The 11,626-nt window shown below is 76.0% G+C and carries 10 protein-coding genes and 1 tRNA gene; 7 read left to right on the top strand and 4 right to left on the bottom strand.

What is annotated here, in order from left to right:
* Positions 1 to 1,084: 1,084 nt before the first annotated feature.
* From ACQRUO_RS35690 to ACQRUO_RS35715, 6 genes are all read left to right on the top strand, one after another.
* The gene (locus ACQRUO_RS35690) at positions 1,085 to 2,662 is read left to right on the top strand and encodes an MFS transporter (protein WP_428320324.1); all 1,578 of its coding nucleotides are present in this window, start codon (positions 1,085 to 1,087) and stop codon (positions 2,660 to 2,662) included.
* Positions 2,663 to 2,779: 117 nt separating this feature from the next.
* Positions 2,780 to 4,018 carry an L-2-hydroxyglutarate oxidase gene (gene lhgO, locus ACQRUO_RS35695; protein WP_428320325.1) on the top strand — a complete coding sequence of 413 codons (1,239 nt, stop codon included), beginning with the start codon at positions 2,780 to 2,782 and terminating at the stop codon, positions 4,016 to 4,018.
* Positions 4,019 to 4,114: 96 nt separating this feature from the next.
* Positions 4,115 to 4,966 carry a tRNA (guanosine(46)-N7)-methyltransferase TrmB gene (gene trmB / locus ACQRUO_RS35700; RefSeq protein ID WP_428320326.1) on the top strand — a complete coding sequence of 284 codons (852 nt, stop codon included), beginning with the start codon at positions 4,115 to 4,117 and terminating at the stop codon, positions 4,964 to 4,966.
* A 103-nt stretch (positions 4,967 to 5,069) separates the two neighbouring features.
* On the top strand, positions 5,070 to 6,020 hold the full coding sequence (locus tag ACQRUO_RS35705; protein ID WP_428320327.1) for a PrsW family intramembrane metalloprotease: 951 nt from the start codon (positions 5,070 to 5,072) through the stop codon (positions 6,018 to 6,020).
* 23 nt (positions 6,021 to 6,043) lie between these two features.
* Positions 6,044 to 6,117, top strand: a tRNA-Met gene (locus ACQRUO_RS35710).
* Positions 6,118 to 6,262: 145 nt separating this feature from the next.
* Positions 6,263 to 7,096 carry a hypothetical protein gene (locus ACQRUO_RS35715; protein ID WP_428320328.1) on the top strand — a complete coding sequence of 278 codons (834 nt, stop codon included), beginning with the start codon at positions 6,263 to 6,265 and terminating at the stop codon, positions 7,094 to 7,096.
* Positions 7,097 to 7,367: 271 nt separating this feature from the next.
* On the opposite strand, the gene ACQRUO_RS35720 is transcribed toward ACQRUO_RS35715, so the two are convergent.
* The 3 genes from ACQRUO_RS35720 to ACQRUO_RS35730 form a co-directional block, all read right to left on the bottom strand.
* Complete coding sequence (locus tag ACQRUO_RS35720) at positions 7,368 to 8,117, bottom strand: tyrosine-protein phosphatase (protein ID WP_428320329.1); 750 nt, start codon at positions 8,115 to 8,117, stop codon at positions 7,368 to 7,370.
* Positions 8,102 to 8,809, bottom strand: coding sequence for a hypothetical protein (locus ACQRUO_RS35725; protein WP_428320330.1), 708 nt, complete (start codon positions 8,807 to 8,809; stop codon positions 8,102 to 8,104). The genes ACQRUO_RS35720 and ACQRUO_RS35725 overlap by 16 nt, the downstream gene beginning before the upstream one ends.
* Positions 8,810 to 8,914: 105 nt before the next feature.
* A complete protein-coding gene (locus ACQRUO_RS35730) occupies positions 8,915 to 10,045 on the bottom strand; it encodes a sensor domain-containing protein (protein WP_428320331.1) in 1,131 nt (376 codons plus the stop codon).
* A 43-nt stretch (positions 10,046 to 10,088) separates the two neighbouring features.
* On the opposite strand from ACQRUO_RS35730, the gene ACQRUO_RS35735 reads away from it, so the two are divergent.
* Complete coding sequence (locus ACQRUO_RS35735; RefSeq protein WP_428320332.1) at positions 10,089 to 11,165, top strand: hypothetical protein; 1,077 nt, start codon at positions 10,089 to 10,091, stop codon at positions 11,163 to 11,165.
* On the opposite strand, the gene ACQRUO_RS35740 is transcribed toward ACQRUO_RS35735, so the two are convergent.
* A partial coding sequence (locus ACQRUO_RS35740; RefSeq protein WP_428320333.1) for a M23 family metallopeptidase occupies positions 11,155 to 11,626 on the bottom strand: 472 nt, incomplete at its 5' end. The genes ACQRUO_RS35735 and ACQRUO_RS35740 overlap by 11 nt on opposite strands.

Raw genomic sequence — 11,626 nt, forward strand, 5'->3', positions numbered from 1 at the left:
GGGGGGGGGGGGGGGGGGGGGGTGGGGCCTTTTCTCCCACTGGATTGAACTAAAAAGGCGCGGACGGCACCGGCCGGGGTCCACCCGGCGCCGGCCGCCCGAGTCAGTCCGGTCGCCCGGTCGCCCGGTCGGCCGCCGGACGGGACGGCGTCCCGCGGCCGACCGGGAGTCTCCGGTGACCGGCGCCGTCCGCCGGCCCGGGCACCCGGCCCCGGGGTGCCCGGACGCCCGGGCACTGCACCCCCGGCCCACCGTGAGAAGCCTTGGAAAGCCTTGAAGAGCCCCGCTCCGAGCGCCCCACACCCGCCCGCGCACGCCCACCGGCGCACGCCCACCCCGCACGCCCCCGGGGAACAGCAACCCGCCCTGATGGTTACGACATGGCCATGCCCAAATGGCCAAAAAGTGGCGCAAGCCCGGGAGGGCATCCGCATGCCCTCCCGGACCTCGGCCACCACCCGCGGGGAACTGAGGCAGCGGCATCCCCCGGCCCGCCGGGTCCTCGACGGCGGGCCGACCCACAGCCCCTAGCGAACTGCCGACCGGCCCGTACGGGCAGGGGGCACAGGTGGGCGCACGTCAACACGGGACCGGAGCACGCCCCTCCCCCTGCCGGGCGCCCTCGGCCGGCACCCCGCCCACCCCGCCGGACCGCCACCGGAGCGCCGCCGCACGCCGCCGTGCGCCACCCCGCAGCCGCCCCGGCGCCAACGAGCCACCCCCGGATGCCCCTATGCGATCCCGCCATCCGGAATGCTTCCCCTTAACCCTGGGAACCCGGCCGACTACGCTAGGTACCACCGCAACGGGCCGGACCGCCCGCAGCGCCGCACGACCGGCGGCACCCGACCGCCGATCGCCGGCCTCCGCGCAGCACCCGAGCCGCCCGACGACGAGCCCGACCGACCACCGGCCGACCGGGCCCTGCGCCGACGGCCCGACCGGCCGCCAACCGCTCGACCCGGACGCCGTCCGCCCCGGACACCGCTCGGGCCGGCCACGGTTCGGTGCCCACCGGCCACCGGACCGCGCACACCGATCGGCCGCGACCGAACGGCGAACACCGACAAGGGGGTGCCGTCGCATGAGCATCAGTCCACGGGGACCGAACGAACGCCTCGGCGGCCTGCTGACCCAGGCGCAGATCAGCAACGCCGGCCTGGCCCGCCGGGTCAACGACCTGGGCGCCCAACGCGGTCTGACGCTGCGCTACGACAAGACCTCGGTGGCCCGCTGGGTGAGCAAGGGCATGGTGCCGCAGGGCCCGGTGCCACACCTGATCGCCACCGCGATCGGCGGCAAGCTCGGCCGCCCGGTGCCGCTGGAGGAGATCGGGCTGGGCGACACCGACCCGACGCCCGAACTCGGCCTGGCCTTCCCGCGCGAGGTGGCCGACGCGGTGCGCTCCGCCACCGACCTGTGGCGGGTCGACCTGGAGCTGCGCCGCGGACCGGGCGGCGGGCGGTGGAGCGACGGGCTGGCCGGGACCTTCTCGGTCGCCGCGTACGCGACGCCGGTCTCCCGCTGGCTGATCAACCCGGTGGACAGCTCGGTGGCCCGCGGCGAGGTCGACCCCCCGCCCGCCGGGCCCGCCCCGACCACCGCTCCCACCGCCGCAGCCACCCCCGCCGCGCCCGAACCGCCGGCCGCCACCCACCCGACCACCCCCCGCCCGGTCGTCGCCGTCCCCGCCCCGCGCACCGCCGCGGGTGCGCCGCACGGGCACCTGACCCGCCCGGGCGGCTACCGGGTCGGCCAGTCCGACGCCGCCAAGCTGCGCGAGGCCGCCCAGGAGGCCCGCCGCTGGGACTCCAAGTACGGCGGCGGCGACTGGCGTTCGTCGATGGTCCCGGAGTGCCTGCGGGTCGAGGCCGCACCGCTGCTGCTCGGCTCGTACAGCGACGCGGTGGGCCGGGCACTGTTCGGCGCGACCGCCGAACTGACCAGGCTGGCCGGCTGGATGGCCTTCGACACCGGCCAGCACGAGGCCGCCCAGCGGTACTACATCCAGGCCCTGCGCCTGGCCCGGGCGGCCGCCGACGTCCCGCTCGGCGGCTACGTGCTGGCCTCGATGAGCCTGCAGGCCTGCTACCGCGGCTTCGCCGAGGAGGCGGTCGACCTGGCCCAGGCCGCCCTGGAACGCAACCGCGGGCTGGCCACCTCGCGCACCATGAGCTTCTTCCACCTGGTCGAGGCCCGCGCCCAGGCCCGCGCCGGCAACGCGCCCGCCTCCTCGACCGCGCTCGCCGCGGCGGAGAGCGCGCTGGAGCGCTCGCGCCCCGGCGACCCCGACCCGGCCTGGATCGACTTCTACGCCTACGACCGGCTGGCCGCCGACGCCGCCGAGTGCTTCCGCGACCTGGGCGTGCCCGCCAAGGTCCGCCAGTTCACCCGGGAGGCGCTGGCCCGGCCGACCGAGGGCTTCGTCCGCTCGCACGGCCTGCGGCTGGTGGTCTCCGCGATGGCCGAGGCGGAGGCGGGCAACCTGGACGCGGCGGTGGAGGCCGGCGAGCGCGCGGTCGAGGTGGCCGGGCGGATCTCCTCGCAGCGCAGCCGCGAGTACGTCCTGGAGATGCTGCGCCACCTGGAACCGTTCCAGGGCGAGCGCCGGGTCCGGGAGTTGACCGAACGCGCCCGGATGGTGCTGGCGGCACCGGCGTAGCCCCTGCGCCGAACCGACCGGGGCGACCGAGTGCCGGACGCCCCTGCCGCCCGCGCCGCCCCCGTGGCACCATCGGCCCCGGGGACGCGGCGAGGACGGCACGGGCGGAGGCGCAGGGTGGCGTACGACTACGAGGTCCTGGTGGTGGGCGGCGGCATCGTCGGGCTGGCGACCGCGCTCGCCCTCACCGAGGCGCGGCCGGGCCTGCAGGTGGGGGTGCTGGAGAAGGAGCCCGCGCCCGCCGCCCACCAGACCGGGCGGAACAGCGGGGTGATCCACAGCGGCGTGTACTACCGGCCCGGCTCGCTGAAGGCCCGCTACGCCACCGAGGGCGCCGCCGCGATGGTGCGGTTCTGCACCGAGCAGGGGCTGCCCTGCACGGTGACCGGCAAGCTGATCGTCGCCACCCTGCCCGCCGAGCTGCCCCGGCTGGCCGCGCTGGCCGAACGCGGCCGCCGCAACGGCATCCCGGTCACCGAACTCACGGCGGACCGGATCAAGGAGTACGAGCCGCAGGTGACCGGACTGGCCGGCCTGCACGTGGCCACCACCGGCAGCTGCGACTACGGCGCCGTGGCCCGGCGCTACGCGGAGCTGGCCGGTGCGGCGGGGGCCGAACTGGTCTGCGGCACCGAGGTGCGGGCGATCGAGCGCCGCCGCGACGGGGTCACGGTGCGCACCACCGCCGGCGCCGAGCTGCGCTGCGCGGTGCTGGTCAACTGCGCCGGGCTGCACAGCGACGAGGTGGCCCGGCTGGCCGGCGACGACCCGGGGCTGCGGATCGTGCCGTTCCGCGGCGAGTACTACGAGCTGGCCGCGGACCGTCGCGAGCTGGTGCGCGGCCTGGTCTACCCGGTGCCGGACCCGGCCTTCCCGTTCCTCGGCGTGCACCTGACCCGCGGCGTGCACGGCGAGGTGCACATCGGGCCGAACGCGGTGCCCGCGCTGGCCCGCGAGGGCTACGACTGGCGCACCGTGCACCCAGCCGAGCTGGCCGCCACCCTGGCCTACCCGGGCAGTTGGCAGCTGGCCCGCCGGCACTGGCGCCACGGCCTGGGCGAGCTGCGCCGCTCGTTCTCCAAGCGGGCGTTCACCGGCGCGGTGCAGCGGCTGCTGCCGGCCGTCACCGCCGCGGACCTGGTGCCGGCCCCGGCCGGCGTGCGGGCGCAGGCGGTGGCCGCGGACGGCTCGCTGCTGGACGACTTCGCCTTCGCCGGCTTCGACCCCGACCGCCCGGGCTCCGCCCGCCGCCTGGTGCACGTGCTCAACGCCCCCTCCCCCGCCGCCACCGCTTCGCTGCCGATCGGGCGCGAGGTGGCCCGGCGGGCGCTGGCCGCGCTGGCCGCCGAGTCCTGAGCCGCGGCCGGGGCGGCAGGCGCGCGCGGCGGGCGGGGCGCCCCCGGCACCGAGCCCGCCCCGCAAAGTCGGGGGCCCCGTAAACTCGACGGCATTGTGACTTCGACTGCCCCCTCCCCCCAGCTCCCCGCCCAGCCGCAGCGGTTGTCCCCCTCCGCCCGGCTGTCCGCCGCGCCGGCCGGCTACCCGGCCCCGATGTATCCGCACCGGGCCACCGAGGAACAGCACCGCGAGCACCGGATCCGCAGCTTCCAGCCGCGCCGCGGCCGGATGACGCCGGCGCAGGCCGGCGCGCTGGACCGGCACTGGGAGCAGTGGGGGCTGGCGATCGACGGCACCCCGCTGGACCTCCCCGCGCTCTTCGGCGGCCTGCCGGTCACCCTGGAGATCGGTTTCGGGATGGGCGAGACCACCGCCGCGATGGCCGCCGCCGACCCGTCGACGGGCATCCTGGCGGCCGACGTGCACACCCCGGGCCACGGCAACCTGCTGGGCATGCTGGAGCAGAGCGGCGCGCAGAACGTTCGGCTGGCGGCCGGCGACGCGGTGATCCTGCTGCGCGACATGCTCCCCGACGCCGCCCTGGCGGGCCTGCGGGTCTACTTCGCCGACCCGTGGCCCAAGCCCAAGCACCACAAGCGCCGGCTGATCCAGCCGCACTTCCTGGACCTGGTGCTGCCCCGGCTCGCCCCGGGCGCGCTGGTGCACTGCGCCACCGACTGGGAGCCGTACGCCGAGCAGATGCTGGACGCGCTCGGCGCCCGCCCCGAGCTGGTCAACCTGCACCCGGACGGGGACGGCAGCGCCTGGCTCGACGAGGAGCGGCGGGCCGACGGCAGCGTGCCCGGGTACGCGCCGCGCCCCGACTGGCGCCCGCTGACCAAGTTCGAACGGGCCGGCCTGGCCAAGGGCCACGTGGTGCACGACCTGCTGTTCCGCAAGGTCTGACGCCTCACCCGCCGCCCGGGCCGGGCGGACCGGTCCCCGGTTCGGGGAGATCCGACCCGCCGTTCCGGGGGATCGGACGCGCCACCGGCTCTACGCTTTCGGGGTGAACAGTTGGCCGCGCGTGCGCGCGGCCGGCCCGACCGCCGCGGCAGTGGCGCTGGCCGGCAACGCGGTGCTGCTGGTGCACCTGGTGCAGGCCCAGACCGGCACCACCGGTCTCCTGGTGGGCCTGGGCCTGGCGCTGCTCCCGCTGCCCGTCGTGCTGGCCGCGCTGACCTGGCTGAACCAGCGGGCCCGGGTGCCCACCCGACGACTGGTGCTCTGCCTGGTCTGGGGGTCCTGCGCGGCCACCACGATGGCGATGCTGGCCAACGGCTGGGCCAGCGAGACCCTGTCCCAGCTGCAGGGCAGTGCCCGCGGCGACGCGCTGGGCGCCGACGTCGCCAGCCCGCTGATCGAGGAGACCGCGAAGGGCGCGGTGCTGCTGCTCACCATGGTGCCGCCGCTGCGCCGCCGGGCCCGGGCGGCCGGGCGCGGCCCGACCCCGCTGGCCCGGGCCCGGCTGCGGCACACCGCGGTGGCCACCGGCCTGGTGCTGGGCGGCTTCAGCGCCTGCGGCTTCGCCTTCACCGAGAACGTGCTCTACCTGGGCCGGGCCTTCACCGACGACCAGCGCCAGCGGCTGGAGGACATCGGCCTCGGGCTGAGCCCCAGCCTGCGCGACTACGACGACACGGTGCGCACCTTCGTGCTGCGGGCCCTGCTGTCGCCGTTCGCGCACCCGCTGTTCACCGCCCTGACCGGTCTCGGCCTGGCCATCGCGCTGACCTCCCGGCGGCGGGCGGCCCGGCTGGCCGCCCCGCTGGGGCTGCTCGCGGCCACCGCGCTGCACGGCGGCTGGAACGCGGCGGCGAGCCTGGGCACGCACGGCTTCCTGCTGGTCTACGCGGCGCTGATGGTGCCCTGCTTCGCCGCCCTGGCCGGCCTGGCGCTGTGGGCCCGCGGCCGCCCCGCCGCCCGGGCCCCGGTAACCGATTTCCCTTCCCGGCCGTGATCCCGTACTGTTGTGTTCACCGACGCGGGGTGGAGCAGCTCGGTAGCTCGCTGGGCTCATAACCCAGAGGTCGCAGGTTCAAATCCTGTCCCCGCTACTCAGTAGCACGGAAGGCCCGGCAGAGATCCTCTGCCGGGCCTTCCGGCGTTCGCGGGCCCCGGTTCGCGAGGGTGTCCCGGCCATGGTGTAGCTTCTGGCCGTTTTCGGTCGCCATCCGCGGCCACTGGGTCGAAAGAAGAACCGTGCGCATCCACCGCCCCCTCGGCATCACCCTCACCTGCGCTGCCCTCGCGCTCACCGCCGCCTGCGGCAGCTCCTCGAAGAGCAACGCCGGCGGTGCCGAGGGCTCCGCCGCGCCGGCCAGCAGCGCCGCCGCCCCCGCCTCGCCGAGCGCCGCCGCGGCCAGCAGCCCGGCCGCCTCGCCGTCCCCCACCGACAACGGCCTGACCTCGATGACCGCCGACCAGATCCTCAAGCAGGTCGACGACGCGATGAGCGCCGCCACCTCGATGAAGATGGACGGCAGCGTCACGGACAGCGGCGACACCATCCAGATCCACCTCGACCTGGACACCAAGGGCAACTGCACCGGCACCCTCGGGATGGGCGCCAAGGGCAGCTTCCAGATGATCGGCAACGGCAAGCAGGCCTGGCTCCAGCCGGACGCCGCGTTCTGGACCAGCCAGGCCGGGGCGAACGGCTCGCAGGCCGCCGAGCTCTTCAAGGGCCGCTGGATCACCGCCGCGGACGACCCGGACCTCAAGGACGTGGTCAGCATGTGCGACCTGGGCGCGATGACCAGCCAGATGGCCGACCCCGGTGACAAGCCGACCAAGGGCAGCACCACCACGGTGGCGGGCCAGCCCGCGATCATCCTGCACGTCAAGTCGAGCGACGGCACCAGCTCCGACATCTACGTCGCCACCACCGGCACGCCGTACCCGTACAAGGTGGACAGCGGCACGCAGGGCTCGATGGCCTTCTCCAAGTTCAACGAGCCGGTCGTGGCCACCCCGCCGTCCCCGGACCAGGTGATCGACATGTCGAAGCTCAAGTCGCTGGGCGGCGGCGCCTGATCGGTTAATCCGTTGCCTCCGGCCGGGGAGCCTGCCTATGGTGGCGGCACACTGAAAGGAGGTGATCCTGAGTTGAGTACCGCCAGGATGCGTGAGGTGGCTGCTCGCTAGAGCCGCCGCGGCCTGTCAGCCGATGCGGCGCAGGCGCAATACCAAGCAGTCACCCGGCCCGTGGGCTCGCCGGTACATCCCCGGCGCCACGGCGGTTCACCCGCCGTGGAAGGAGTCCACGGGCCGTCTGCTTTCCCGGTCCGAGTGCGTACGGTGATCCTCACTCACGCAACGTGGCGCGCAGCTCGGCGGCCTCCGCCGCCGTCAGGCCGTGGGCCAGCAGGTAGCCCTCGGCGCTGCCGTGCCGCTCGCGGACCCGGGCCAGCGCCCCGGTGATCAGCTCCGCCCGGACCGGCCAGGACTGGCGCACCACCCCGTACGGGTCGAGGTACTCCTCGGGGCCGTCGACCAGGCCGAGGCCCGGGTTGGAGAGCAGGTAGTCGGCGGTGATCTGCTCCTCGGGCACCTCCAGCAGGTCCAGCAGCAGCGCCACCAGGATGCCGGTGCGGTCCCGGCCGACCGCGCAGTGCACCAGGGCGGGCAGCGCCGCCGGTTCGAGCAGCCGGCGCAGCGCCGCGACCATCATGGCGCCCGCGGTGTCGATGATCAGCGGGTAGATCTCGTCCAGCAGCATGCCGTGCACCGCGCCGCCGTGGTCGGCGGGCAGCAGCGGGAAGGCGGCCTGCTCGACGGCCAGCTGCGCGGTGCGGTCCGGGTGCTGCTCCTGCTCCAGCGGGTCGCGCAGGTCCAGCACCGTGCGCAGGCCGAACTCCGCCAGTTGCCGGGTGCCCTCCTCGGTCAGCAGGGCCAGGCTGCCGGAGCGGTAGAGCAGGCCGGGGCGCAGCCCGCCGAGACCGCCGAGGTCACGCAGGTTCCGCACCCCTGGTATCGCGAGAAGACGACCCGGTATCGCGAGCAGACGGCCCTCGGTCGGGGCGGCGGTCAGGGCATCGGTCAGAACTTCGTCCATGTCAGCGGACGGTAGCGGTGATGCCGCGTCAGGACCAGCAGGAATTGCCGCCGGCCGTCCCCCGGCGCCCGGACCACCCGCAGCTCGCTGCTGATCCCCTGCGCGCCGAGCGCCGAACGCAGCCCGGCCAGGTGCGAGCAGCGGCGGCTCTGGGCGTCGTGCAGCGGGTGGACCAGCACCTCGGCGTCCGCGGCGGTGACCCGGACCAGCTCGCGCAGCGCGGCCAGCTGGTCGGCCGGACCGAACCGCTCGGGGTAGGCGAAGAGCAGGTAGGAGCTGAGGGTCAGGGCGAAGCTGCCGTCGGCGAACGGCAGGGCGGGCAGCGCGGCGGCCACGTAGTCGCCGGGGTGCGCGGCCCGGTCGGCGTCGAAGAGCGCGCGGGCCCGGTCCCAGCTGCGCAGGTAGCGGTCGTAGGGCCGGTGGCGGGGCGGCAGGTAGCGCTGCGGGGCGGCGGGCATCGCGCGGGCCATGGCCTGCCGGGCGGCCGCGGCGCGGGCCAGCAGCTCGGGGTGCGGGTCGGCGTAGGCGGGGTCGGCGGCCACCACCCGGCAGCCGAGCGCCCGGGCCTCGGCGACCAGCCCGGCGGCCCCGCCCGGGCAGTCCAGCACCGGGCCGCCCAGGGCCCGCAGCCGGGCCCGGGTGAGGCCGAAGGCGGCGCAGTACTCGTCGAGCGGCCGGGAGGTGATCAGCACGTCACCAGCCGAACACGCGTCCGCCCGCCGCGCATCCGGGCGGCGGGCGGAGCGGGGCGGGCGAGGTCTGGGTGGGAGCGGGTGGGGTGGGCGCGGGCCGGGCGGTCAACCGGCCAGCAGGGCGGCGGCGGCCCGGCGCGAGACGTTGGTCAGCAGGTGGGTCACCCCGGCGGCCAGGAAGATCAGCAGGATCCCGACCAGCGAGGCCCCGCCCACCTGCCAGAAGTGCTGCAGGTAGTAGGTGTGGTGCACGCCGTTGCTGTCGTAGTCGAAGATCCGGTAGCCCGGCCAGCCCACGTAGGTCGGGAAGACCCAGTTGTAGGCGGGCAGCAGCGCCATCGCGAACCCGACCGACCACAGGGTCACGCTGAGCGCGAAGCAGAACACGTGCCAGGGGAACATCAGCACCTGGTACGCGACCGCCCGCCAGCCCGCCGGGTCGGCCAGCTGCGCGGTGATCCGGCCCCAGAGGCCGGGCCGGGTCGGGCGGCGCCGGGCCGGGCCGGCCAGCCGGACGCCGAGCAGCCGGGCCACCCGGCCGCGCTCCACCGCGCCGAGCCCGCGCGCCCCGGCCAGCAGCAGGGCGAGCACCGGCAGGCCGAGCGCGGTCACCAGGGTGCCGGCGCCCAGGGCGAACAGGGTCACCGTCCAGACGAAGCCGACCACCGCGGTGACCAGCGAGGCGATCAGGTAGCCGAACTCCCGGTAGGTCTCCCGGGCGAACGGGCCGCGCCAGAAGTACGAGGCCCGGTACGGCTCGTCGGTGCTGAGGTAGGAGGTCGTCGTCATGTCCATCAGCCTGCCGGGCGGCGCGGCGGGCCGGTATGCGGCTGCCCGGCGAACCGGGGGTGGGGTTAACCCCCCGCCGGCCCGACCCCCGCCGCCCCGCCCGCGGTCGGCCCGCCCGCAGTCGGCCGGCGCGCTGCCCGGCGCCGCGGTGTCGTCGAGGCCGAGCGCCGCGTTGCCCACCGGCACGGCGTCGTGGGCGTCCTGCGCGTCCGCGCCGTCCCGGTTGAGCGTGATCGCCAGCCGGTAGACGGTGCGCGGCCGGCTCGCCGCCTCCTCCAGGTAGAGCGCCAACTGGTCGGCGCAGTCCTCCCGGTCGCGCGGCTCGAAGGGCAGGAAGCGGGCGGTCTCGGGGTCGCCGAGCATCGCGTGCAGCGCGTCGAGGTCGCGCGGCACGTGGTGGAACTCGCGCAGGGTCAGCCGCGGCCCGCGCAGCAGGACTGGGTGCATGGCAGGTACGGTATTCCGCCGCGCGCCGGTTACGGTACCTGCCATGGACCAGGACGAACTGCGGCTCGCACCCCACCCGCACACCGCTGAGCTGCTGGAATGGGCGGTCGGGCAGGGCCTCGAACCGGTGCCCGCGGCGGCGGTGGACGCGGTGCTCACGCTGCTCGAACTGGGTGACGCCCAGCTGCACGACGGCTTCCCCGAGCTGACCTCGCCGCTGCTCCAGGAGCTGCTGTACGAGCGGATCCACCTCTACGTGCAGCCGCCGGCCGAGCAGTCGCCGCTCGCCTACGGCGCGGCGGTGCGGCTGCTGATCGACCACCAGCGGGCCGCCAAGCGGCTGAACGCCAAGCGGCAGCAGCGGCTGCACGAGGAGGCCGACTGGCAGGGCGAGCTGCTGGCCGGGCTGCTGCGCCGGCCGCACCTGGTGACCTGGCCGCGGCTGTACGCCCTGCTGCTGCGCGAGGCGGGGGTGGACACCACCGCGCCGGCGGCCGTGCGCGGCTGGCTGGACGGCTTCCGGGCGCTGGACCTCGAGGACCGGGTCGCCGCCTTCGCCGCGCTGGGCGGGCTGGACCAGCCGGAGGGCGCGGACGGCTGGACCGAGGGCGTGCTGCTCTCGATCGGCATGGCCACCGACGGCGCCCGACTGCTGGTCGAGGACGGCCTGATGCGGCGCAGCTACCGCAACCTGGCCGAGCGGACCGCCCGCGGCCTGCCGATGCCGGCCGAGCTGGCCGGCGACTTCCCGCAGTTCGAGGAGGCGGTGCGGCAGGAGGCGCTGCGGCTGCTCGGCGAGTGGACCGTGCCGGGGCTGCCGGAGCTGTTGCTGACGGAGTACCCGGAGCTGGCCCCGGAGCCGGGCGCCCCCGAGGTGGACGGGTACCTGGTCCGGAACGGGCTGGTCGAGCTGCCGGACCTGAGCGGGTGGACCGACGCGGCGGCCTGGCCGGACGGCGGGGCCGAGGACGGCGGGGAGGCCTGGGACGGCGAGGACGTGTGGGACGGCGAGGAGGTCTGGGACGCCCCCGAGGCCGGGGACGCCGGGGAGTTCTGGGACGCCCCGGAAGCCGGGGACGCGCAGGCCGGGGACGAGGAGGCCGGGGACGCTACGGAGTGACCCCGTGGGCGCGCAGCCAGTCGCCCGGGTCCACCGCCGCGCCGCCGCCGGGGCGGACCTCCAGGTGCAGGTGCGGGCCCGTCACGTTGCCGGTGGCGCCGACGCCGCCGAGCAGCGTGCCCGGGGCGACCGGGCCGGAGCCGACCGCGATCGAGGCGAGGTGGCAGTACCAGAGCTCGGTGCCGTCGGGCAGGGTCTGGATCACCCGGTAGCCGTAGGCGCCGGACCAGCCCGCCGAGCTGACGGTCCCGCCGGCCACCGCGGTGACCGGGGTGCCGGCCGGAGCGGCGAAGTCCAGGCCGGTGTGCAGGTGGGCCCAGTGCGCGCCGCCCTGGCCGTAGCGGGCGGTGAGCGTGTACTTGGCCACCGGCAGCCGGACCGTGCCCGGGGCGGGCGCCTCGGCGGCGCGCGGTGCGGCCACGGACGCGGCCTCGGCCGCCTGCCGGGCGGCGGCCTGCTCG

The sequence above is a fragment of the Kitasatospora sp. LaBMicrA B282 genome, assembly GCF_050325825.1.
GTDB lineage: Bacteria > Actinomycetota > Actinomycetes > Streptomycetales > Streptomycetaceae > Kitasatospora.

Excerpts from the sequence above, each read along its gene's own strand:
- ACQRUO_RS35720 (WP_428320329.1), bottom strand. The coding sequence starts at position 8,117 with ATGGACGAAGTTCTGACCGATGCCCTGACCGCCGCCCCGACCGAGGGC.
- ACQRUO_RS35690 (WP_428320324.1), top strand. The coding sequence starts at position 1,085 with ATGAGCATCAGTCCACGGGGACCGAACGAACGCCTCGGCGGCCTGCTG.
- ACQRUO_RS35730 (WP_428320331.1), bottom strand. The coding sequence starts at position 10,045 with ATGCACCCAGTCCTGCTGCGCGGGCCGCGGCTGACCCTGCGCGAGTTC.
- ACQRUO_RS35735 (WP_428320332.1), top strand. The coding sequence starts at position 10,089 with ATGGACCAGGACGAACTGCGGCTCGCACCCCACCCGCACACCGCTGAG.